The organism is Burkholderia sp. AU30198, assembly GCF_020419825.1.
GTDB lineage: Bacteria > Pseudomonadota > Gammaproteobacteria > Burkholderiales > Burkholderiaceae > Burkholderia.
Genome location: NZ_JAIZSA010000002.1, coordinates 612785 through 635755, shown reverse-complemented (window position 1 = coordinate 635755; position 22971 = coordinate 612785). Strand labels below are relative to the sequence as shown.

Below are 22971 nucleotides of genomic sequence, written 5' to 3'. Positions count from 1 at the left end.
TCGCCAGCGATGCGTTATCCCCACCTGTTCAAACCCATGCAGCTGAACCAGCTGACGCTGCGCAACCGGATCGTCAGCACCGCGCATGCGGAGGTGTATGCCGAGCCGGGCGGCCTGCCGGGCGACCGCTATATCCGCTACTACGAAGAAAAGGCGAAGGGCGGCGTGGGCCTCGCGATCTGTGGCGGGTCGAGCCCGGTATCGATCGACAGCCCGCAGGGCTGGTGGAAATCGGTGAACCTGTCGAACGACAAGATCATCGATCCGCTCACGCGCCTCGCCGATGCAATGCACAAGCACGGCGCGAAGATCATGATCCAGGCGACGCACATGGGCCGCCGTTCGTCGTTCCACGGCGAGCACTGGCCGCACCTGATGTCGCCGTCGGGCGTGCGCGAACCCGTGCACCGCGGTAACGCGAAGATCATCGAGATCGAGGAAATCCGCCGCATCATCGGTGATTTCGCGGCAGCCGCGAAACGCGTGAAGGCGGCCGGCATGGACGGCATCGAAATCTCGGCTGCGCACCAGCACCTGATCGACCAGTTCTGGAGCAAGCGTTCGAACCACCGCACCGACGAATGGGGCGGCAGCCTCGAAAACCGCCTGCGCTTCGGTATCGAGGTGCTGACGGCCGTGCGTGAGGCGGTCGGCAAGGATTTCTGCGTCGGCCTGCGCATGTGCGGCGACGAATTCCACGAAGACGGCCTCGATCACGAAGCGCTGAAGGAAATCGCGCAGGCGATGTCGGAGACGGGCCTGATCGACTACCTGAGCGTGGTCGGCTCGGGCGGCGATACGCACAACACGATCGCCAACTGCATGCCGCCGATGGCGTTGCCGCCGGAGCCGTTCGTGCACCTCGCGGCCGGCATCAAGTCGGTCGTGAAGATTCCGGTGATGCACGCGCAGAGCATCCGCGATGCGGGCCAGGCCGAGCGCCTGCTCGCGACCGGCATGATCGACCTGGTCGGCATGACGCGCGCGCAGATCGCCGATCCGCACATGGTGATCAAGATCCGCGACGGCCGCGAAGACGAAATCAAGCAGTGCGTCGGCGCGAACTACTGCATCGACCGCCAGTACAACGGCCTCGACGTGCTGTGCATCCAGAACGCGGCGACGTCGCGCGAAGCGACGATGCCGCACATCATCGAGAAATCGCGCGGCCCGAAGCGCAAGGTCGTGGTGGTCGGCGCGGGCCCCGCGGGCCTGGAAGCGGCGCGGGTCGCGAAGCTGCGCGGCCACGACGTGGTGCTGTTCGAGAAGAATGCCGAAGTGGGCGGCCAGGTGATGATCGCCGCGAAGGCGCCGCAACGCGAACAGATGTCGGGGATCATCCGCTGGTTCGACATGGAAACGAAGCGCCTGGGCGTCGATCGCCGTCTCGGCGTGGCCGCCGACGAGAAGATGATCATGGCCGAGAAGCCGGACATCGTCGTGCTCGCGACGGGCGGGTCGAGCTTCACGTGGCAGGTGCCGGGCTGGGGCGTGGCCGAGGGCCTCGCTGTCAGCTCGTGGGACATCCTGACCGGCAAGGTCGAGCCGAAGCAGAACGTGCTGCTGTTCGACGGCGTGAGCACGCATGCGGGCGCCGGCGTGGCCGACTTCATGGCGAGCCGCGGCTCGAAGGTCGAGGTCGTCACGCCCGACGTGAAGGTGGCCGACGACTGCGGCGGCACGACGTTCCCGATCTTCTATCGCCGCCTGTATGCGTTCGGCGTGATCCCGACGCCGAACACGATGCTCGATCGCGTCTATGAAGAGGACGGCAAGCTGATCGCCGTGCTGCGCAACGAGTACACGGAAGAACTGGAGGAGCGCGCGGTCGACCAGGTGGTGATCGAGAACGGTTCGTCGCCGAACGACGAGCTGTACTGGAAGCTCAAGCCGGAATCGGTGAACCGCGGCCAGATCGATCCGCACACGCTGTTCGCGGCCGAGCCGCAGCCGTGCCTGTCGGAAGAACTCGGCAACGGCCGTTTCCTGCTGTTCCGTGTCGGCGACTGCATTTCGATGCACAACGTCCACGGTGCGATCTACGACTCGCTGCGTCTCGTGAAGGATTTCTAAACGATGAACCCGTCCTTCCTCATTACCGCCCTGTTGTGGCTGTCGGTGGCGGGGCTCGCGTTCGCGGTCGCGAAGCGCTCGTCCTACTGGCGTCTCGGCCGGGCCACCGCGCCCGGCACGTTCGGGATCGCCAACCTGTTCGCGATTCCGAAGCGTTACTTCGTCGACCTGCACCACGTGGTCGCCCGCGATCCGTACATCGCGAAGACGCACGTCGCGACGGCCGGCGGCGCGATCGGCGCGCTCGCGCTGGTGTTCATCAACTATGGCCTCGCGATCTACTCGCCGTGGCTCGACAAGCTGATCTTCCTCGCGGCGCTCGCGATGCTGGTCGGTGCGGTGTTCGTGTGGCGCCGGCGCGCGGCGAAAGACGTGCCGGCCCGCCTGTCGCGCGGCCCGTGGAATACGCTGCCCTGGCTGCTCGGCTCGTTCGCGCTCGGCCTCGTGCTGTTCATGCTGGTGCCGACCGGCGCGATGTCGGGCGCGTTCGCGGTGCTCTGCGCCGTGCTGATCGGTGTCGGTGCCTTCACGATGACGGTCGGTGCCGCGAAGGGCGGCCCGATGAAGCATGCGATCGCAGGTCTCCTGCACCTGGCCTTCCACCCGCGCCAGGAGCGCTTCGCGGCCACCCGCGAATCGTTCACGGGCAACGGTACGGCCACGCCGCCGACCGCGCTGAAACTGCCGGACATCGAGCATCAGGAGTACGGCGTCGAGAAGCCGGTCGAATTCCGCTGGAACCAGCTGCTGAGCTTCGATGCGTGCGTGCAGTGCGGCAAGTGCGAAGCCGCGTGCCCCGCGTTCGCGTCGGGCCAGCCGCTGAACCCGAAGAAGCTGATCCAGGATCTCGTCGTCGGGATGGCGGGCGGCACCGATGCGGCGTACGCGGGCAGCCCGTCGCCGGGCCTCGCGGTCGGCCAGCATCGCGGCGAGCCGAACGGCCCGATCGTGTCGGGCCTGATCGAAGAACAGACGCTGTGGTCGTGCACCACCTGCCGCGCGTGCGTGCAGGAATGCCCGATGCTGATCGAGCACGTCGACGCGATCGTCGACATGCGCCGCAACCGCACGCTCGTGCACGGCACGGTGCCGGGAAAGGGCCAGGAAGTGCTCGCGAACCTGCGTGAAACCGGCACGATGGGCGGCTACGACACGGCCGCGCGCTACGACTGGTCGGTCGACCTGAGCGCGCCCGTCGCGCAGCCCGGCAAGCCGGTCGACGTGCTGTTCGTCGCGGGTGAAGGCGCGTTCGACATGCGTTACCAGCGCACGCTGCGCGCGTTCGTCAAGGTGCTGAACAAGGCGGGCGTCGACTATGCGGTGCTCGGCTCGACCGAAACCGACACGGGCGACGTCGCACGCCGGCTCGGCGACGAAGCGACGTTCCAGCAGATGGCGAAGCGCCTGATCGGCACGCTGGGCACGCTGTCGTACAAGCAGATCGTGACGGCCGACCCGCACGTGATGCACAGCCTGCGCAACGAATACCGTGCGCTCGGGCTGCGCGTGACGGTCAAGCATCACACGACCTACCTCGCCGAACTGGCCGAGAGCGGCAAGATCGCACCGAAGGCCGTCGAAGCGCTGCGCGAGAAGCGCACCACGTATCACGACCCGTGCTACCTCGGCCGCTACAACGGCGAGACGGAAGCGCCGCGCAAGCTGTTGAAGACGATCGGCATCCAGGTCGTCGAGATGGAGCGCAACGGCATGCGCGGCCGCTGCTGCGGCGGTGGCGGCGGTGCGCCGCTGACCGACATCCCCGGCAAGCAGCGCATTCCCGACATCCGCATCGCCGACGCGCGCACGATCGGCGCGGACGTGGTCGCGGTTGCCTGCCCGAACTGCACGGCGATGCTCGAAGGCGTCGTGGGCCCGCGCCCCGACGTGCTCGACGTGGCCGAACTCGTTGCCGCCTCGCTGGAGTGAATCGATGAATACGATCAAACGAATCGATCCGCGCCGGCCGTTCATCATCACGCCGGCTGGCCTGAAGCGCATCACGCTCGGCGAGGCAGGCAGTGCTGACGCGAACGCCGCGAACTGGTCCGCGCACGGCCATGGCGCCGCGGCCGCGAAGCCACGCCGCGCGGTGCAGGAACCGAAGCACGTGATGCTGGTGGTCGCGCACAGCGAACGTGGCGCGCTCGACGATCATTCGCGGCAGGCGATCGCCGCCGCCGCGCTGCTCGCCGATGGGCAGACCGAAGTCGCGCTGCTCGCGTTCGGCGAACTGAAGGACGACGTGGCGGAACTGGGCGTCGACAAGCTGCTTGAACTCGCCGGTTTCGATCGCCGTGCGTTCGACCCTGAAAGTGAGTTGCAAGCATTGCAGGCCTGCGTGGCGGCACTCGCGCCGAAACACGTGTTCGTGCCCGACAACGCGACGGGCGACGGGGACCTCGGCCGGCGTTACGCGGCCGCCGCCGGCGCGAGCGTCGCGACGAACGTCGTCGAGATCGACGCCAAGCATGTCGGCGCGTATGCGCAGGCCGGGCGCGCGTTTGCCACCCGCGCGCTGCCCGACGTGATCCTGCTCGCGCAGAACGCGGTCGACGCGAAGCTGCCGTTCGTCGGCGCGGGTGAGCGTCTCGCCGCCGACTTCATCCGCCCGACGCCCGACGCCGCGCAGCCGTACCGCGATCTCGGCCTCGACGAGATCGATGCGGCGCAGGTGGCGCTCGAGGAAGCCGATTTCATCGTGTCGGCCGGTAACGGCGTGTCCGACATCGGCGCGTTCGAGCGGCTGGCCGGCGCGTTCGGCGCGGCGATCGGCGCGAGCCGCGTCGCGGTCGACAACGGTCACTTCACGCGCGACAAGCAGGTCGGTGCCACCGGCAAGACGGTCGAGGCGAGCGTGTACATCGCGTTCGGCATCTCGGGCGCGGTGCAGCACCTGCAGGGGATCAAGGACTGCCGCCACGTGATCGCGGTGAACCTCGACGGCAGTGCGCCGATCGCGAAGCGCGCGAACCTGACGGTGGTCGGCGACGCGCAGGGCACGATCGCCGCGCTGATCGAACAGGTGCAGGCCGCGCGCGCCGCGCGTGGCGAATCGCCGGCCGCGGTCGGCACCCGTGAACCGGAAGGAGTTGCCGCATGAACGCCCCCCGACAGTTGCAACGCATCGCGGTGCTCGTGTCCGTCGGACGCCACCCGGTCAGCGGCGTCGCGCGCTATAGCCGCAACGACGCGGCCGCGCTCGAAACCGGCCGCCAGCTCGCGGAGCGGCATCGCGCGAAGCTCGACGTGATCCATGCGGGCGACCCCGCGAATGCGGCGCTTGCCGAATATCTCGCGCTCGGCGCACGGGAGGTCGAGGTGCTGGCCTGCCGCGACGGCGACGATGCCGTGCATGCGCTCGCCGCGCGTGTCGAAGACTACGACCTCGTGCTGACCGGCACGCGCGCCGAGGGCGCGTACGACACCGGGATGCTGCCGTATCGCATCGCCGCGGCGCTCGGCTATCCGCTCGTCGGCTCGGCCGTCGACGTGACGGTCGAAGGCGGCCGCGCAGCGGTCCGGCAATTTTTGCCGAAAGGGCTGCGGCGGCGCGTCGACGCGGCGCTGCCGGCTGTCGTCGCCGTCCATCCGCTCGCCAATGCCGAGCCGCGCTACGCGTATGCGCGGCTGCGTGCCGGCGCGATCCGGCCCGCGCTCGCGGCGCCCGGCGCGGACGCCGACGCGGCCGCGTGGAAGGTCGGCCCGATCGAGCGTAAACCCGTAAAGCTGGTCGCCGCCGAGAAGCGCTCCGGGCATGCCCGGATGCTGTCCGCGACGACGACCGAAAGCCGTGGCGGCAACGTCGTAAATGAAGGGAGTTCGGTCGAAAAAGCACAAGTGATCCTCGCGTATTTGCGCGAGCATCAGCTCATCGACTACTGATTTTGATGCCTGTCGGCAAGAACCCAGGGATGCAAGGAATCCGGAGCAAACGATGAAAGTATCGGCAGACATTCGTGCATTGATCGAGCGGCGCAAGGAAGGGCACAGCCTCGAAGCGCCGTTCTACACGAGCGAGGACATCTTCGCGCTCGACATGGAGGCGATTTTCCGCCAGCACTGGATCCAGGTGGCGGTCGAACCGGACATTCCGGAGCCGGGCGACTACGTGACCGTGGAGCTGGGGAGCGATTCGATCCTGATCGTGCGCGACGACGACATGGCGATCCGCGCGTTCCACAACGTGTGCCGTCACCGCGGCGCGCGCCTGTGCAACGAAGACAAGGGCTCGGTCGGCAACATCGTGTGCCCGTACCACAGCTGGACCTACAACCTGACGGGCCAGCTGATGTTCGCCGAGCACATGGGCGAGAAGTTCGACCGCTGCAAGCACAGCCTGAAGTCGGTGCACGTCGAGAATCTCGCGGGCCTGATCTTCGTCTGCCTCGCCGACGAGCCGCCCGCCGACTTCGCGCAGTTGCGCGCCGAGATGGAGCCGTACCTGCTGCCGCACGATCTGCCGAGCACGAAGATCGCCGCGCAGGTCGACATCATCGAGGAAGGCAACTGGAAGCTCACGATGGAGAACAACCGCGAGTGCTATCACTGCGTCGCGAACCATCCGGAGCTCACCATCTCGCTGTACGAATACGGCTTCGGCTACCAGCGCTCCGACGCGAACGCCGAAGGCATGGACGCGTTCGCTGAAACATGCGTGCGCCGCGGCAAGGAGTGGGCCGAGATGGGCCTGCCGTCCGAAGAGATCGAGAAGCTGCTCGACGTGACGGGTTTCCGCACGCAGCGCCTGCCGCTCGATCGCCACGGCGAATCGCAGACGCTCGATGCGAAGGTCGCGTCGAAGAAGCTGCTTGGCGGCTTCGACAAGGCGGACCTCGGCGGGCTGTCGTTCTGGACGCAGCCGAACTCGTGGCACCACTTCATGAGCGATCACATCGTGACGTTCTCGGTGATCCCGCTGTCGGCCGGCAAGACGCTCGTGCGCACGAAGTGGCTCGTGCACAAGGATGCGAAGGAAGGCATCGACTACGACGTGAAGAACCTCACGGCCGTGTGGAATGCGACCAACGACCAGGATCGCGCGCTCGTCGAATTCTCGCAGCGCGGCGCGACCAGCAGCGCGTACGAGCCGGGCCCGTATTCGCCGTTCACGGAAGGTCTCGTCGAAAAATTCTCGGCCTGGTACATCGGCCGGCTCGCCGAAAAAACCGGCGAATAAGCGTACAGCAGCGTACAAGCGGAGTTAGACATGATGCGAGATGCGGCCAACTTCGAGCCGACGGACAGCCGGGTGACGCACCCGGCGTTCTGGAACGCCCTTCCCGAGCGCTGGACGAGCGACGTCGAGGAAACGCTGGTGTGCTGCCACGTGCGGCAGGAAACGCACGACGTGAAGAGTTTCTTCTTCCGTTCGCCGCAAGGCCGTTCGTTCTCGTTCGAGCCCGGGCAGTTCCTCACGCTCGAGCTCGACATCGACGGCGAGACGATCAACCGCTGCTACACGATCTCGTCGTCGCCGGCGCGGCCGCACACGGTGTCGATCACCGTGAAGCGCGTGCCGGGCGGCAAGGTGTCGAACTGGCTGCACGACAACCTGCAGCCGGGCGCACCGGTGCGCGTGCTCGGCCCGGCCGGCGAGTTCACGTGCGCACGGCATCCGGCGCGCAAGTACCTGTTCCTGTCGGCCGGCTCGGGCGTCACGCCACTGATGTCGATGAGCCGCGCACACCATGATCTCGCGGAGGATCGCGACATCCTGTTCGTGCACAGCGCACGCACGCCGGACGACATCATCTTCGCGCGCGAGCTCGACCTGATCGCGTCGAACCACACGAACTTCCGCACGTCGTTCGTCGTCGAGCGGCTGGGTGCGCGGACGAACTGGCCAGGCGTCACGGGCTTCCTGACGCTGCCGTTGCTGAAGCTGATCGCACCGGATTTCATGGAGCGCGAGATCTTCACGTGCGGCCCCGCGCCGTACATGAAGGCCGTGCGCGACCTGCTCGACGAAGCCGGCTTCGATCGCAAGCAGTATCACGAGGAGAGCTTCTCGTTCGAAACGCTCGCGCAAACTGCAAGCGACGAACTGCTCGCCGATCTCGCCCCGCCGGCCGAAGGCGCCGACACCGACACGAAGCAGTACACGGTCAGCTTCGCAAAGAGCAATCGCGAGATTTCGTGCGGCTCGGAGCAGCACGTGCTCGACGCGGCACGCCAGTCGGGCGTGCGGCTGCCGGCCTCGTGCACGCAGGGCATGTGCGGCACCTGCAAGGTGAAGCTCGTGTCGGGGCAGGTTGAAATGAAGCACAACGGCGGCATCCGCCAGCGCGAGATCGACCAGGGCATGGTGCTGTTGTGCTGCAGCAAGCCGCTGTCGGATCTCGTGATCGACAAGTAGTCGCATCACGCCATCGGTTGTCCGGGTGCGTCGCGCCCGGACAAGCATCCGTCGGAAAACAACGATACCGCGGATTTGTGGTTGAAGAACCTAGAGAGACAACGCGCACGGTGCGCACATCAAGGAGATCGACCATGAAGCTGTTCGGAAAACTGTTGTGGACCGGCGCACTGTCGGCAATGGTGGCACTGAGCGCATCGGCGCTCGCCGATACGAAGCCCACGCTGAAGATCGGTTACGTCGAAGGCTGGGACGACAGCGTGGCGACGTCGAACGTCGCGGCACGCATCATCGAGAAGAAGTTCGGCTATCCGGTCCAGCTCGTGCCGGTCGCAGCCGGCGTGATGTGGCAGGGCGTCGCGCGCGGCGACCTCGACGGCACGCTGTCTGCCTGGCTGCCGGTCACGCAGGGCGCGTACTGGGAGCAGTTCAAGTCCAAGGTCGTCAATCTCGGCACCAACTTTCCCGACGCGAAGATCGGCCTGATCGTGCCGGCCTACGTGAAGGCGAAGAGCATCGACGACCTGAACGCGGAGAAGAGCGATTTCGGCGGCCGCATCGTCGGCATCGACGCCGGTGCCGGCGTGATGCGCAAGACCGACGACGCGATCAAGAACTACGGGCTGAACTACACGCTGATGCCGAGTTCGGGCAGCGCGATGACGGCCGAACTCGCGCGTTCGATCCATGCGAACAAGCCGGTCATCATCACCGGCTGGGCGCCGCACTGGATGTTCGCGAAGTGGAAGCTGCGCTTCCTCGAGGATCCGAAGAAGGTGTACGGCGACGCCGAGCACGTCGACAGCGTCGTGAATCCGGCGCTCGAAACGAAGGCGAAGCCGGTGGTCGCGTTCCTGAAGAAATTCCAGTGGAAGCCGGGTGAAATCGACAGCGTGATGCTCGCGATCCAGAACGGCTCGAAGCCCGATGCGGCCGCCGATGCGTGGATCTCCGCACACGCGGATCGCGTGAATGCGTGGACGGAAGGCGCGCAGTAAAGCGCGACGATTCGCCGCAATAAAAACATGAAGAGACAGTCCGGGATTGATCAGCAGGATACCGAAACAATCGCACTGCGATGCGGTCATATCCCGGAATTATTTTTTTGATTCTGCAAGAAAGCCCGTAAATTGTTACACTACGGCCCTTGTGCGGAGTCATCACAGGAGGAATTGGATGAGTCAGGCAGGACTGCGTGCGAACAGCACCAGTGATGTTGAGGCAACCATCTCACATGATTCGACGGGCCACACGCTGCATCGTGGCCTGACTTGGAAAGACGCTTTTTGGGTGACGAGCGGCGTGCCGGCAGGCGTGCTGTTCACGATCGGCGGCGTATGCGCGACGATCGGTCAGCCCGCGTGGGCGATCTGGATCGCCGCGATCACGATGGGGCTGGTTCAAAGCGCGACTTATGCGGAAATATCGGGACTATTTCCCCATAAATCGGGCGGCGCGTCCGTGTATGGCGCGATCGGCTGGGTCCGTTACAGCAAGCTGATTGCCCCGGTTTCCGTGTGGTGCAACTGGCTCGCGTGGTCGCCGATGCTCGCGCTCGGCTGCGGCCTCGCGGCAAGCTATGCGCTCACGAGTCTCTTTCCCGCCGACGCGGCGGTGCTGCACTGGCAGCTCAAGGTTGCGGATCTCGGGTTCATCAAGCCGGGTCTGTCCCTGCGGATCAATGCGACGTTCATCATCGCGACGATCCTGCTTCTCATTACGTTCAAGCTTCAGCACAGCGGTGCATCGAAGGCTGCGCGCACGCAGCGCATTCTCGGTATCGCGTCGCTCACGCCGCTTCTGATCGTCGGCATCGTGCCGTTCATCACGGGCGACGTGCCGATGTCGAACCTGCTCCCGCTGCTGCCGCTCGGTCACGACGCGCACGGCAATCTCACGGCCGCGACGTTCGGCTCGTGGAACGGGCAGGGCGTCACGATGGCGCTCGGCGCGATGTTCATGGCCGGCTGGGCGTCGTACGGCTTCGAGACGGCCGTCTGCTACACGCGTGAATTCCGCGATCCGCGGCGCGATACCGCCAAGGCGATCTTCTGGTCGGGCGCACTGTGTCTCGTCGTGATGACGCTCGTGCCGTTGGCGTTCCAGGGTGCGCTCGGCACGCAGGCGATGCTCGATCCGTCGATCGGCGACGGCACCGGCGTCGCGGCCGCGATGGCGAAGATCGTCGGCGGCGGGGCATGGGTCGCGAATGCGGTCGTCGTGATGCTGATGCTGTCGATCCTGCTGATCGTGATGACGTCGATGATGGGCTCGTCGCGCACGCTGTACCAGGCATCGGTCGACGGCTGGCTGCCGAAGTACCTGTCGCACGTGAACGAGCACGGCTCGCCCACGCGCGCGATGTGGACCGATCTCGGCTTCAACCTCGTGTTGCTGATGATGTCGGACTACATGACGGTGCTGTCGATCTCGAACGTCTGCTACATGCTGTTCGTATTCCTGAATCTTCAGTCGGGCTGGATCCACCGGATGGATCGCGGCAACTGGGATCGGCCGTTCCGCTGTCCGACGTGGCTGCTCGTCGGTGGCTCGATCTGCGGCTACGCGAACCTCGTGTATGTCGGCGCGGGTGCGAACCTGCAGGGCGACGGTACGCTGCGCAACGGCCTGATCGCGATGCTGCTGATCGTGCCGGTGTTCCTGTTCCGCCACTACTGGCAGGATCGTGGCCGCTTCCCCGCGCAGATGCAGCGCGACATGGAACTCGAAGTGCCGAAGCGTGCGATGTGGCTGAACCTGATGCCTTACGCGGCGCTGGTTGGCGCGGGGCTGACGATCTGGCTGTCGTATTACTTTGCGTGGGTGAAGTGACGCGGTAATGCGTGCGTGCCGCAGCACGCGATGGCTCCGGAAACCGCACACGGGGCCGTCGCGCGACCGCGGCACGTCATGCGCGACAATGCCGGCGTGACAGGATGCCCGCCGGGAAATCGTGATGCCGTGTTCCACATGCCTGAAATTCCCGTTACCTACATCGAACTACGATGAGGTGGCGGTGAATGAACCCATGCAGTCCGAGCTTTATCGCTGCCGCGCGTGCGGTCAGTTGATCCGGACTGGCGCGCTGGAGCGCGCGATTTCCTACCTCTCGTCCGGCGACGCCGGGCAGCAGTTTCCCGGCTTCGATCCGTCGGCCCCGTGACCGGGCCGGCGTGTCCCATTCCGGAAGTCAGGTCATGCAACCGGGCGCGGCAGCTTGATTTTGAGAATGATCGGTTCTAATATCAGCTTCCATGAGCCCGACCTCGACATCTTCCGGCACCCGTGACAGGGGGCGCCCACGCGAATTCGACACCGACGAGGTGATCGACGCGGCAGCGCGCGTGTTCTGGGAGCAGGGGTATCACGCGACGTCGATCGACGCGTTGTGCGAGGCGACCGGCGTCTTTCGCGGCAGCCTGTACCGCACGTTCGGCGACAAGCACGGATTGCTGGTCGCCGCGTTCGACCGCTATGCGGAAGGCGCGATCGCCCGGCTCAAGGAGCGTCTCGCGGCGGATCTGCCGCCGCGGCAGGCCCTCCGGGATGCACTGCTGTACTACACGGAAATCGGTGTGCGGCTGTCGGAGCGACGCGGCTGCTTCATCACGAATTCGGCCGTCGAACTCCTGCCCGGCGACGACGCATTGCGCCCGTACATCGAATCGACCTTGCTGCGCATCGGCACGCAATTCAGCCTGGCCATCGCACGCGGCCAGCAGTCGGGCGATTTCGACCGGAATCTCGATCCGGAAGAGGTGGGCCGGTTCCTGCTGTGCCTGATCCAGGGGATGCGCGTGCTGGGCAAGTCGAGCGCATCGGAGGCGGAACTGGCATCGATCGTCGATATCGCGATGCGGGCGCTGACCTGATTTTTTTTGATTATTTTGGGAATGATCGGTTTCAAATGTGAGGCATTCCGGGTGCCCGCGTCGAGACCGTGAAGGGCAGGCAAGGACGGCAAGGAAGTTGATGTGACACGGCCGCTGCGCGCAGCCGCACCGGCATCATTGTTCAATTAATTTGGGAATGATCAGTCATGAATAACGCAACACTCGCAACGCCCGCCGCGAACGCGTACGGGAAAGGCGTCGTGGCATGTGTGACCGCGACGATCCTGATTGGCGTGATGTTTCCGGTGATGACCGATGCGTTGCGGTACATCGATCCCTTTACGTTCACGTCGCTGCGCTATCTGATCGCCGGCATCGGCTTCATCGGGTTGCTGCGGCTCGTCGAAGGGCCCGGTGCGTTCCGTTCGGCCGGCGAGCCCGTGGCACTCGCGTGGCTGCTCGGGTCGATCGGCTTCTGCGGATTCGGGTCGTTCGTGTTCCTGGGCCAGCAACTGGCCGGCGACGAAGGGGCGCTGACCGCGTCGATCATGATGGCCACGCAGCCGATGATGGGGCTGCTGCTCAACGCACTGGTGCGGCGTATCGCGCCCGCGCCGGTGTCGGTGCTGTTCGTCGTGCTGTCCTTTGCCGGCGTGGCGCTCGTCATCACGCGCGGGGACGTGAGCGCCGCGCTGCACGCGCCGCAGCACTACGCGGCCAACGCGCTGATCATCGTCGGCGCGTTGTGCTGGGTCGTCTATACGTTCGGCGCGGCGCGCTTCACCCGCTGGTCGGCATTGAAATACACGACCTTCACGACCTGGCTCGGACTGACCACGATCGTCGCGGTCAATCTGCTGCTGATCGTCACGCACCGGATCGCGGCACCGTCACTCGCCGCGGTGCACGCGGTCCTGCCGCATCTCGCGTACATGGGGCCGGTAGCCGGCTTCGGCGCGATCCTGCTGTGGATGACGGGCAACCGGATTCTCGGGCCGATGAACGGCACGCTGTTCATGGACATCGTGCCGATCACGGCATTCGTCGTTTCCGCATTCACGGGCGTCGTGCCCAATCACGCGCAGATCGCTGGCGCCGCGCTGACGGGCGCGGCGCTGATCCTGAACAACCTGTACCTGCGGCGCAGGGCGCGTCGAATCGGCACGACGCCCGCGCGCGTGCCGTCGGCGTCCACATGAGCGTCGCGCCCTTCGCGCCTTACGAAAACACCACCGTCCGATCCCCGTTCAGAAACACGCGCCGCTCGATGAACGCCTTCACCGCGCGCGCCAGCGTGAGCGATTCGACATCGCGCCCCACCGCGAGCAGTTGCTCCGGGCGCAACGCGTGATCGACGCGCTCGACGACCTGCTCGATGATCGGGCCTTCGTCGAGATCGTCGGTGACGAAGTGCGCGGTCGCGCCGATCAGCTTCACGCCGCGCGCATGCGCCTGGTGATACGGCTTCGCGCCCTTGAAGCCGGGCAGGAACGAATGATGGATGTTGATCGCGCGGTTCGCGAGCTTCGCGCTCGTCTCCTGCGACAGCACCTGCATGTAGCGCGCGAGGATCACGAGCTCGGCCCCGCTCGACTCGAAGAAGTCGAGCCACTGCGCTTCCTGCTGCGCCTTCGTATCGGCCGTGATCGGGAAGTGGCGGAATGGCAGCCCGTGCTGCGCGGCGAGCGGTTCGAAATCGGGATGGTTCGACACGATGCCGACGATGTCCATCTTCAGCTCGCCCATCCGCCAGCGGAACAGCAGGTCCGCGAGGCAGTGCTCGAGCTTCGACACCATGATCAGCACCTTCGGCCGTGCGTTCACGTCGTGGATGGCCCACTGCATGTCGCCCTGCTGGCCGCCGAGGCTGGCCGCGATCGGCGCGAATTCCTGGCGCAGCGCGTCGATCTGCAGCGTTTCATCCGTCGGATGAAAGACGCAGCGCACGAAGAAGCGGGTGCTGAGATCGTCGTCGAACACGTTCAGCGCATCGACATAGCAGCGATGGCGATCGAGAAAGCCGACGACGGCGGCGACCTGGCCGGCCGCGCTCGGGCACGACAGTGTCAGGACGAATTGATCGGGGCGGTGCTCGGCGGTCATGAGACTCCTCGGGTGGCATGGGCGCACGGCCGTGCGGCGGCGCACGAAAGCGCTGCGCCGCGCGGGTAGCGGGAGGCTCAAGTAAATCAGGACGATTTTGGGGCGGATAGAACTAACGCGCCGTGTGGCTGGTATCGGCGCGCCAGCGCGCGGGGGCGGGCAGGGCGCGTCAGGCGCTCGCGCACGCGTCGAGCAGCCAGCGCCGGAACACGTGGGTAGCGTCCGGCTCGGGCCGCTGCGGCGGCCGCACCAGGAAGTAGCCGCGCGACGTGACGACCGGCGCGTCGACGAGCTTCACGAGCTGCCCGGACGCGACGAGTTCGTCGACGAGCGGCGACCAGCCGAGCGCAACGCCTTCGCCGAGCAGCGCCGCATGGATCACGAGCGCGTAGCTGTTGAAGGTCACGCCGCGCGCGGCGGCGGCCGTATCGAGGCCGTGCGCGTCGAACCAGCCGGACCACGACAGCCAGCGCTCGGGGCGCGTCGGCTGCACGTGCAGCAGCGGCATCGCGAGCAGGTGCTCGGCCCGTGCGACGTGCGGGTGCGCGTCGCGGAACGCGGGCGAGCAGACGGGCGTGACCGATTCCGGAAAGAGGCGGGCGGCCGTGCACGACGGCCAGTGGCCGTCGCCGAACAGGATCGCGATGTCGCCGTGGTCGCGCTGCGCGTCGTAATCCTGTGACGTGACGACACGCACGTCGACATCCGGCATCACGCGCTTCAGCCCGGCCAGGCGCGGCATCAGCCAGTAGGTCGCGAAGCCGAAGTCGGTGACGATCGTGAGCGCGCCGTGCTCGCGGCGCGCACGCAGGGTCGCGGTCGCGCCGCGCAGCGTGTCGAGGCTCAGCCGCACGGCTTCGTACAGGCACTGGCCATCGGCCGTCAGCGTGACGCCGCGCGGGCTGCGCTCGAACAGCGGCACGCCCAGTTCGGCCTCGAGCTGGAACACCTGCTGGCTCACAGCCGGCTGGGTGGAGCCGAGCTCGCGCGCGGCGGCCGTGAAGCTCGCGAGCCGCGCGGCCGATTCGAACGCGCGCAGCGCCTGCATCGACGGTAACGGTTCGGATTTCGACATAAGTCTCTCTAATGGCCCCATAAGCGCCGGACGCCTACCCGCGCGAATTCGGGCGGGCGATAGTGCATCGGACGGTACGGCACGCGCGCTTCGCATCCCGCGTCACACCCCGCTTCACGGCCGCCGCACAAGGCATTCCGCGATTCTAGCCAGTCGCGGGCCGCACGTGCGGCACTTTCTTCGTGCTGCTTCCGTCATGCCGGACGTCTCGCTGCGCGAGCGGCGCGCCGTTCCATTCGAACACCGTTTTCCCCACGAAAGCCGATGACGAACCCGACACCCAACATCCTGATCCTGATGGCCGACCAGCTCACGCCGTTCGCGCTGCCGGCCTACGGCAATGGCGTCGCGCGCACGCCGACGCTGGACCGTCTCGCCGCGCAAGGCGTGGTGTTCGACGCCGCGTATTGCGCGAGCCCGCTGTGCGCGCCGTCGCGCTTCTCGCTGCTGACGGGCAAGTTGCCGTCGGGGATCGGCGCCTACGATAACGCCGCCGAATTGCCGGCGCAAACGCTGACGTTCGCGCACTACCTGCGCGCGGGCGGCTATCGGACGATGCTGTCCGGCAAGATGCATTTCTGCGGGCCCGACCAGCTGCACGGCTTCGAGGAGCGACTCACGACCGACATCTATCCGGCCGATTTCGGCTGGGTGCCCGACTGGGACAGCCCGGCCGAGCGGCCGAGCTGGTATCACAACATGAGTTCGGTGCTGGAGGCCGGCCCGTGCGTGCGCACGAACCAGCTCGATTTCGACGACGAAGTCACGTTCGCCGCGAAGCAGAAGCTGTACGACGTCGCGCGCGAGCGTGCGGCCGGGCACGATGCGCGTCCGTTCTGCATGGTCGTGTCGCTGACCCATCCGCACGACCCGTATGCGATCACGCGCGACTACTGGGATCTCTATCGCGATGACGAGATCGACCTGCCGGCCGTGCGCCTCGACGCGGCGGAAAGCGACCCGCATTCGCAACGGCTGCGCTTCGTCTGCGAGAACGACCGCACGCCGCCTACCGACGCGCAGATCCGCGCCGCGCGCCGCGCCTACTACGGCGCGACGTCCTACGTCGACACGCAGTTCGGCAGCGTGCTGGCCGCGCTCGAACAGTGCGGATTCACCGACGACACGATCGTGATCGTCACGTCCGACCACGGCGACATGCTCGGCGAACGCGGGCTCTGGTACAAGATGACGTTCTTCGAAGGCGGCTGCCGCGTGCCGCTGATCGTCCATGCGCCGGGCCGCTTCGATGCCGCGCGCGTGCGCGGGCCCGTGTCGCACGTCGACCTGCTGCCGACACTCGTCGACCTGGCCGGCGCCGCGCCGGCCGGCGGCTGGCCCGACCCGGTCGACGGCGCGAGTCTCGTGCCGCACCTGCACGGCACGCCCGCGCACGACGTCGCGCTCGGCGAATACCTCGCGGAAGGCGCGGTCGCACCGGTCGTGATGATCCGCAGCGGCGACTGGAAGTACGTGCATTGCCCGGCCGATCCCGACCAGCTCTACAACCTCTCCGACGACCCGCGCGAGCTGACGAACCTCGCCGGCACGCCGGAGGCTGCCGACGTGCTCGCCGCGTTCCGCGCGCAAGCCGCACAGCGCTGGAACCTGCCCGAACTGGACCGGCAGGTGCGCGCGAGCCAGCGGCGCCGGCGCTTCCATTACGCGGCGACGACGCAGGGCCGTATCCACGCGTGGGACTGGCAGCCGTTCACCGACGCGAGCCAGCGCTACATGCGCAATCACATCGAACTCGACACGCTCGAGGCGATGGCACGTTTTCCGCGCGTCGGGCGCTGAGCGTCCCGCATCGCGATCACTGACGAACGACGGAGGAAGCGGACGATGGAACGGCAATGCAATGCAGCAATCCGGATCGGTGCGGCGCTCGCCGCGGCCGCGTGCCTGATGACGACGCAGGCCGCGCATGCGGCCGACCCGCAGACATGCGGCGACGTGAAGATGGCGGCGCCCGGCTGGACCGACATCGATGCGACGAACGCGATGGCGGGCGTCGTGTTGAAGGCACTCGGCTATCGACAGGACGTGGCGAACCTGTCGGTGCCGATCACGTACCAGGGGCTGAAGAAAGGGCAGGTCGACGTGTTCCTCGGTAACTGGATGCCCGCGCAGGCGCCGCTCGTGAAGCCGTTCGTCGACGAGAAATCGATCGACGTGCTGCACGCGAACCTGAGCGGCGCGAAGTTCACGCTCGCGGTGCCCGACTACGTGGCGGCCGCCGGCGTGCACACGTTCGCCGATCTCGCACGCTACGCGGACCGCTTCGGCGGCAAGATCTACGGGATCGAGCCCGGGGCGCCCGCGAACCAGAACATCAAGCGGCTGCTGTCCGACCATGCGCTCGGCCCGGCGAACTGGTCGCTCGTCGAATCGAGCGAGACGGGCATGCTCACGCAGGTCGAGCGCGCGGTGCGCGACAAGCGCTGGATCGTATTTCTGGCGTGGGAACCGCATCTGATGAACACGAAGTTCCACCTGACCTACCTGTCGGGCGGCGACGCGTATTTCGGCCCGAACTACGGCGGTGCGACGGTCAATACGGTCACGCGCGCCGGGTTCGCCGGCCAGTGCGCGAACCTCGCGCGGCTGTTCCGGCAGATGACGTTTTCCGTCGACGTCGAGAACCGGATGATCGCCGACATGCTCGATCACAAGACGTCGCCCGCGCTCGCGGCGCAGCATGCGCTGAAGGCCGACCCGGCGCTGGTCGCCGGCTGGCTGGACGGCGTGACGACGGCGGCCGGCGCACCGGGCCTGCCGGCCGTGCGCGCAGCCCTCGACAGTCACTGATTTCCGCCCTCGTGGCGGCCGGTTTTTACCGTGCCGCCCGTCTACGTGTTTTCCCGACCGGGTCGCATCGTGACCATTTGGTGTCGCCTTCAGACGGGTGACGTGAAATATGGGTTTGTATTTTTCGCCAATGGCTGCGTTATTGCGGAAAACGAAATACCAAAGCCAGCGGGCGTACTGAATTCGAATCCACCGGCGCATCGCGGTGCGCGCCGGGACGAGGTTCTTTCCATCGAACGGTTCAGGGAGGGTGGTCGATAATGAAGCATACGAAAGTTGCCGTAGCCGCCGCGCTTGCATGCGCGGCCTGTGTACCCGCCATCGGGCATGCGCAGAGCAGTGTGACGCTGTACGGGATTCTCGACGCGGGCATCACGTACGTGAACAACACGGGCGGCTCGCACGTGGTCAAGTTCGACGACGGCGTCGCGTACGGGAACCGTTTCGGCCTCAAGGGCACGGAAGATCTCGGTGGCGGCCTGAAGGCCGTGTTCACCCTCGAGAGCGGCTTCCGCCTCGGCAACGGGCAACTCGGCTTCGGTGGCGCCGAATTCGGCCGGCAGGCTTATGTCGGTCTGCAGAACGACTGGGGCACGCTGTCGTTCGGTAACCAGCTCGACATCACGAACGAACTCGTATCGATCTACAACATCTCCGCCTGGGGCAGCGGCTACGCGATCCACCAGGGCGACTTCGACCGCTTCAACGGCGACCGCCTGCCGAACTCGGTGAAGTTCCTGTCGAACGACCTCAGCGGCTTCAAGTTCGGCGCGATGTACTCGTTCGGCAACGTCGCGGGCAACTTCCACCGCAACAGCGCATGGAGCGCGGGCGCGAGCTTCACGAAGGGCGATTTCTCGATCGGTGCCGCGTACACGCGCCTGAACAACCCGAACGGCATCTATGCGTTCGACCCGTACGCGATGATCGGCACGCATACGTTCCTCGGCCAGCAGACCGTCACCGTCGATCCGGCGACCGGCGCACGCACCGACCTGTTTGCGAACACGCCGATGGATGTCGACAGCCAGGGCACCTTCGGTATCGGCACGAGCTACACGATCGGCAAGCTGACGCTCGACGGCAACTTCTCGTACACGACGATCAAGGGCTTCGGCCAGTCGTCGCACATGCAGGTCTATGAAGGCGGCGGCTCGTACCAGTTCACGCCGGCATTGAGCCTGATCGCCGGCTACCAGCACACGCGCTTCGAAGGTCATCACTGGAACCAGGGCACGGCGGGCCTGCACTACATGCTGTCGAAGCGCACGGACGTGTACCTCTCCGGCGATTACCTGCGCGCGTCGCAAGGCGTGGATGCGGTGGTCGGCTACAGCTTCACGCCGTCGACGACGCAGACGCAGGCCGACGTGCGGATCGGGATGCGGCATTCGTTCTGAGCAAGGTGGTGTGGGGCAGCGACGTCTTCAGCGAGAGGTCTCTCTTTGGCGCGAACCGAGGTTCGCGCTTTTTTTTTGACGGGGGTGAGCGGGCATGAAATGCGTCCGGCCAGTGCCGGCCGCCCGGCTACCATCCCGGGATCGTCACCGGGAATGGCCGCCCGACGGTATTGACCATTGCCGTCTATAGGCGCTAGCATCGTCCACATGCTGAATCGCGCCATTTCCCCCTCCTCGTTCATCCGCGCATGTTGTCAGAACATGCCAGGGGGAAGTTGCGTCTAGCGAACTCGCTAAACATTCAAGCAATCGCCTTCCGGCCGCCTGTGATGCAAAACAGGCGGCCTTTTTGTTTTTGGGCCTACACCTTCGGGATGGAGAAACTCGATGTCGCTTGCGCTGTATGACACCTGGTCGCGTACCGTGCGCCCGTTCACGCCAATCCGGGCCGGACAGGTCGGCATGTATTGCTGCGGCCCCACGGTCTACGACGATGCCCACATCGGGAACCTGAGAACCTACGTGTTCGAGGATCTTCTCCGCCGCGTGCTGGAGCGCAACGGCTACGAGGTCCGGCACGTCGTCAATATCACCGACGTCGGCCACCTGACCTCGGATGCGGACGAAGGCGAAGACAAGATGGAGAAGGGCAGCCGTCGAACCGGTGAATCGGCGTGGGCCATCGCGCGGCGCTACACCGAGGCGTTCGTCCGGGACTGGCGCGCGCTCAACCTGCTCGAACCGACGGTCTGGTGCCGCGCCACCGATCACATCGCCGAACAGATCGCGTTCATCGAAACGCTTGACCGGGCCGGCTACGTCTATCGGACGGACGATGGCCTCTACTTCGACACCAGCCGGCAGGATGACTACGGTTATCTTGCGCGGCTGGACCGCGCGGGGTTGCAGGCGGGCAAGCGGGTGGCGCTGGGCGAGAAGCGGAGCATCACGGATTTTGCGTTGTGGAAGTTCAGCCCGGCCGACGTCAAGCGGCAAATGGAATGGGACAGCCCGTGGGGGCGCGGCTTTCCGGGCTGGCATATCGAATGCTCGGCGATGTCGGCGAAGTATCTCGGGACGTTGTTCGATATCCATTGCGGCGGCGAGGATCACATCGCCGTGCATCACAGCAACGAGATCGCGCAGACGCGGGCGGCCCACGGCACGCAGCTCGCGAATTACTGGATGCACGGGCACTTTCTGACGCTCAATGCCGATGCCGATGCCGATGCCGATGCCGATGCGAAGATGTCGAAGTCGAGTGGCGATTTCGTCCGTCTGCAGACCTTGCAGAGCCGGGGTGTCGATCCGCTCGCGTACCGTTACCTGTGCCTGACGGCCCATTATCGAAGCAAGCTGCGTTTCTCGTGGGCGTCGCTCGATGCGGCACACACCGCGCTGAACCGACTTCGGCATGCCTATGCCGGCTGGCCGGACGGCGGGCGTGTCGATGCGGATTTCGCTGCGCGATTCGACGCCGAAGTGAACGAGGACCTGAATCTGCCCAGGGCGCTCGCGGTGCTGTGGGATCTGGTCAGGAGCAATCTGCCGCCTGCGACCCTGAAAGCGACCGTGGACAGCTTCGACGCCGTGCTTGGCCTCGGTTTGCGCGAATGGAGGCCGGTTGCGTTCGATATTCCGGAACACGTCCGCGTGTTGCTCGATGATCGTGAGCGCGCGAGGGCGGACAAGGACTGGGCGCAAGCCGACCGGATCCGCGCCGCGTTGAGCGCCGAGGGCTGGAGAGTCGAGGACACGCCGGAAGGCCAGCGTCTGTTCTGCATCGCCGCGGGCTCGAACGATACGGGTGACTCGTCGCGGTGAAGCGCGCGGGCCGCCTGTATCGGACGATCCTTTAACCCAGCCACCACCCGGCGGCCGCGACCAGCGCGGCCGCCGGAGTCGTCGGCACCCACGTCCACGGTCCGTTTTCCGCGCTTGGCATATCATCGCGATTTGGCCGCGCCCGCACCGTTGTCGCGCGCATGCACCGGCGTGTGCAGTCGCTCCCCGAACGGTACCGGTGCGCAGCGCCGACCGCCGAGACCTCGATGACCGACTCCGTGCCTGACCCCAGTCCTTTATCCCCGTTACCCGCCAACCTGTTCCGCCATGCCCCGTTCCAGCGCTTCTGGGGCACGCGCGTCATGTCTTCCCTGGCTTTCCAGATCCTGTCGGTTGCCATCGGCTGGTACGTCTATGCACTCACGCACAGCGCGTTCGCGCTCGGTCTCGTCGGCCTCGCGCAGTTCGTGCCGATGTTCGCGCTGACGCTCGTGGTCGGGCAGGTGGCCGACCGCTACGATCGCCGGCGCATCGCGACGATCTGCCAGGGCGTCGAGGCGCTGGCCGCTGGCGTGTTCCTGCTCGGTGCGATGCAAGGGTGGCTGGCCGCGCCGGCGGTGTATGCGCTCGCGGCGATCGTCGGCACGGCCCGAGCGTTCGAGTCGCCGTCGGTGTCGTCGCTGCTGCCGGCCGTCGTGCCGCGCACCGACCTGCCGCGCGCGACCGCACTGTCGACGTCCGCGAACCAGGCCGCGCAGATTCTCGGGCCCGCGTTCGGCGGGCTGCTGTACGGTGTCGGCGCGCCCGCCGCGTTCGGCACGAGCGTCGTCGCATTCGCGATCGCGGCGGTGCTGAGCGGCACGATTCCGCTGCGCAGTGCGCCGCCGGCCCGCGAGCCGGTCACGCTGCGCTCGGTGTTTTCGGGGATCGCGTTCATCCGGCGCGAGCCGGCGATTCTCGGCGCGCTGTCGCTCGACCTGTTCGCGGTGCTGTTCGGCGGCGCGACCGCGCTGCTGCCGATCTACGCGCGCGACATCCTGCAGGTTGGCCCGTGGGGGCTCGGTGCGCTGCGTGCGGCGCCCGCGGTCGGCGCGCTCGCGGGCACGCTGTGGCTCACGCGCTTTCCGTTGAGGGGACGACCGGGCCGCGCGATGTTCGGCGGCGTGATCGCGTTCGGCATCGCGACGATCGTGTTCGGGTTGTCGCGGCACTTCGCGCTGTCGCTCGTCGCGCTGGCCGCGCTCGGCGCGTCGGACGTAGTCAGCGTCGTCGTGCGGCTGTCGCTCGTGCAACTACGCACGCCCGACGACATGCTTGGGCGCGTGAGCGCGGTCAATTCGCTGTTCATCGGTACGTCGAACCAGCTTGGTGAGTTCGAATCGGGCGTGACGGCCGCATGGTGGGGGGCGCCGGCCGCGATCGTCGTCGGCGGTACGGCGACGATTCTGGTCGCGCTCACGTGGATGCGGTTGTTTCCTCAGCTCACGAACATGAAGTCGCTCGAGCGCGACGCGTGACGTGTGACGCGCCGAG

The 22971-nt window shown here is 66.3% G+C and carries 18 protein-coding genes; 16 read left to right on the top strand and 2 right to left on the bottom strand.

Going from position 1 to position 22971, the window contains the following annotated elements:
- Positions 1–9: 9 nt before the first annotated feature.
- The 11 genes from LGN19_RS08490 (at position 10) to LGN19_RS08445 (ending at position 13463) form a co-directional block, all read left to right on the top strand.
- A complete protein-coding gene (locus LGN19_RS08490; protein ID WP_043180448.1) occupies positions 10–2073 on the top strand; it encodes an NADH:flavin oxidoreductase in 2064 nt (687 codons plus the stop codon).
- A gap of 3 nt (positions 2074–2076) precedes the next feature.
- Positions 2077–4002, top strand: coding sequence for a (Fe-S)-binding protein (locus tag LGN19_RS08485; RefSeq protein ID WP_226213959.1), 1926 nt, complete (start codon positions 2077–2079; stop codon positions 4000–4002).
- A 4-nt stretch (positions 4003–4006) separates the two neighbouring features.
- Complete coding sequence (locus LGN19_RS08480; RefSeq protein ID WP_226213958.1) at positions 4007–5176, top strand: electron transfer flavoprotein subunit alpha/FixB family protein; 1170 nt, start codon at positions 4007–4009, stop codon at positions 5174–5176.
- On the top strand, positions 5173–5958 hold the full coding sequence (locus LGN19_RS08475) for an electron transfer flavoprotein subunit beta/FixA family protein (RefSeq protein ID WP_122947845.1): 786 nt from the start codon (positions 5173–5175) through the stop codon (positions 5956–5958). The genes LGN19_RS08480 and LGN19_RS08475 overlap by 4 nt, the downstream gene beginning before the upstream one ends.
- A 52-nt stretch (positions 5959–6010) precedes the next feature.
- Positions 6011–7252, top strand: a complete 1242-nt coding sequence (locus tag LGN19_RS08470; protein WP_122947844.1) for an aromatic ring-hydroxylating oxygenase subunit alpha — start codon at positions 6011–6013, stop codon at positions 7250–7252.
- Between the two features lie 30 nt (positions 7253–7282).
- Positions 7283–8431, top strand: a complete 1149-nt coding sequence (locus LGN19_RS08465) for a hybrid-cluster NAD(P)-dependent oxidoreductase (protein WP_122947843.1) — start codon at positions 7283–7285, stop codon at positions 8429–8431.
- A 134-nt stretch (positions 8432–8565) separates the two neighbouring features.
- A complete protein-coding gene (locus LGN19_RS08460; RefSeq protein ID WP_122947842.1) occupies positions 8566–9429 on the top strand; it encodes a glycine betaine ABC transporter substrate-binding protein in 864 nt (287 codons plus the stop codon).
- A gap of 178 nt (positions 9430–9607) precedes the next feature.
- Positions 9608–11263: an APC family permease gene (locus LGN19_RS08455; RefSeq protein ID WP_122947841.1), complete on the top strand. Its 1656-nt coding sequence runs from the start codon at positions 9608–9610 to the stop codon at positions 11261–11263.
- A 196-nt stretch (positions 11264–11459) separates the two neighbouring features.
- Entirely contained in the window at positions 11460–11594 is a 135-nt protein-coding gene (locus LGN19_RS39555; protein ID WP_264172952.1) for a hypothetical protein, read from the top strand.
- A gap of 91 nt (positions 11595–11685) precedes the next feature.
- Complete coding sequence (locus LGN19_RS08450; RefSeq protein ID WP_122947840.1) at positions 11686–12303, top strand: TetR/AcrR family transcriptional regulator; 618 nt, start codon at positions 11686–11688, stop codon at positions 12301–12303.
- 167 nt (positions 12304–12470) lie between these two features.
- Complete coding sequence (locus LGN19_RS08445; protein ID WP_226213957.1) at positions 12471–13463, top strand: DMT family transporter; 993 nt, start codon at positions 12471–12473, stop codon at positions 13461–13463.
- 19 nt (positions 13464–13482) lie between these two features.
- Here LGN19_RS08445 and purU read toward each other — a convergent pair whose 3' ends face one another.
- Together purU and LGN19_RS08435 are read right to left on the bottom strand one after the other, a co-directional pair.
- Entirely contained in the window at positions 13483–14367 is an 885-nt protein-coding gene (purU, locus tag LGN19_RS08440) for a formyltetrahydrofolate deformylase (RefSeq protein WP_122947838.1), read from the bottom strand.
- Positions 14368–14536: 169 nt separating this feature from the next.
- Positions 14537–15442 carry a choline sulfate utilization transcriptional regulator gene (locus tag LGN19_RS08435; RefSeq protein ID WP_041493195.1) on the bottom strand — a complete coding sequence of 302 codons (906 nt, stop codon included), beginning with the start codon at positions 15440–15442 and terminating at the stop codon, positions 14537–14539.
- Positions 15443–15706: 264 nt separating this feature from the next.
- Here LGN19_RS08435 and betC point away from each other — a divergent pair, with 264 nt between their 5' ends.
- From betC to LGN19_RS08410, 5 genes are all read left to right on the top strand, one after another.
- Positions 15707–17242 (top strand): choline-sulfatase, encoded by a 1536-nt coding sequence (gene betC / locus LGN19_RS08430; protein WP_226213956.1) that lies wholly within the window; start codon positions 15707–15709, stop codon positions 17240–17242.
- Positions 17243–17287: 45 nt separating this feature from the next.
- Complete coding sequence (gene choX / locus LGN19_RS08425; protein WP_174931275.1) at positions 17288–18253, top strand: choline ABC transporter substrate-binding protein; 966 nt, start codon at positions 17288–17290, stop codon at positions 18251–18253.
- 260 nt (positions 18254–18513) lie between these two features.
- Entirely contained in the window at positions 18514–19653 is a 1140-nt protein-coding gene (locus LGN19_RS08420) for a porin (RefSeq protein WP_122947835.1), read from the top strand.
- A gap of 387 nt (positions 19654–20040) precedes the next feature.
- Positions 20041–21477, top strand: a complete 1437-nt coding sequence (cysS, locus tag LGN19_RS08415) for a cysteine--tRNA ligase (RefSeq protein ID WP_226213955.1) — start codon at positions 20041–20043, stop codon at positions 21475–21477.
- A 227-nt stretch (positions 21478–21704) separates the two neighbouring features.
- The gene (locus LGN19_RS08410; protein WP_122949602.1) at positions 21705–22955 is read left to right on the top strand and encodes an MFS transporter; all 1251 of its coding nucleotides are present in this window, start codon (positions 21705–21707) and stop codon (positions 22953–22955) included.
- Positions 22956–22971 lie beyond the last annotated feature (16 nt).

Excerpts from the sequence above, each read along its gene's own strand:
- purU (WP_122947838.1), bottom strand. The coding sequence starts at position 14,367 with ATGACCGCCGAGCACCGCCCCGATCAATTCGTCCTGACACTGTCGTGC.
- LGN19_RS08435 (WP_041493195.1), bottom strand. The coding sequence starts at position 15,442 with ATGTCGAAATCCGAACCGTTACCGTCGATGCAGGCGCTGCGCGCGTTC.
- cysS (WP_226213955.1), top strand. The coding sequence starts at position 20,041 with ATGTCGCTTGCGCTGTATGACACCTGGTCGCGTACCGTGCGCCCGTTC.
- LGN19_RS08410 (WP_122949602.1), top strand. The coding sequence starts at position 21,705 with ATGACCGACTCCGTGCCTGACCCCAGTCCTTTATCCCCGTTACCCGCC.
- LGN19_RS08490 (WP_043180448.1), top strand. The coding sequence starts at position 10 with ATGCGTTATCCCCACCTGTTCAAACCCATGCAGCTGAACCAGCTGACG.
- LGN19_RS08470 (WP_122947844.1), top strand. The coding sequence starts at position 6,011 with ATGAAAGTATCGGCAGACATTCGTGCATTGATCGAGCGGCGCAAGGAA.
- LGN19_RS08460 (WP_122947842.1), top strand. The coding sequence starts at position 8,566 with ATGAAGCTGTTCGGAAAACTGTTGTGGACCGGCGCACTGTCGGCAATG.
- LGN19_RS08480 (WP_226213958.1), top strand. The coding sequence starts at position 4,007 with ATGAATACGATCAAACGAATCGATCCGCGCCGGCCGTTCATCATCACG.
- LGN19_RS08445 (WP_226213957.1), top strand. The coding sequence starts at position 12,471 with ATGAATAACGCAACACTCGCAACGCCCGCCGCGAACGCGTACGGGAAA.
- LGN19_RS08485 (WP_226213959.1), top strand. The coding sequence starts at position 2,077 with ATGAACCCGTCCTTCCTCATTACCGCCCTGTTGTGGCTGTCGGTGGCG.
- LGN19_RS08420 (WP_122947835.1), top strand. The coding sequence starts at position 18,514 with ATGAAGCATACGAAAGTTGCCGTAGCCGCCGCGCTTGCATGCGCGGCC.
- LGN19_RS08450 (WP_122947840.1), top strand. The coding sequence starts at position 11,686 with ATGAGCCCGACCTCGACATCTTCCGGCACCCGTGACAGGGGGCGCCCA.
- LGN19_RS08465 (WP_122947843.1), top strand. The coding sequence starts at position 7,283 with ATGATGCGAGATGCGGCCAACTTCGAGCCGACGGACAGCCGGGTGACG.
- choX (WP_174931275.1), top strand. The coding sequence starts at position 17,288 with ATGGAACGGCAATGCAATGCAGCAATCCGGATCGGTGCGGCGCTCGCC.
- LGN19_RS08455 (WP_122947841.1), top strand. The coding sequence starts at position 9,608 with ATGAGTCAGGCAGGACTGCGTGCGAACAGCACCAGTGATGTTGAGGCA.
- LGN19_RS08475 (WP_122947845.1), top strand. The coding sequence starts at position 5,173 with ATGAACGCCCCCCGACAGTTGCAACGCATCGCGGTGCTCGTGTCCGTC.
- betC (WP_226213956.1), top strand. The coding sequence starts at position 15,707 with ATGACGAACCCGACACCCAACATCCTGATCCTGATGGCCGACCAGCTC.
- LGN19_RS39555 (WP_264172952.1), top strand. The coding sequence starts at position 11,460 with ATGCAGTCCGAGCTTTATCGCTGCCGCGCGTGCGGTCAGTTGATCCGG.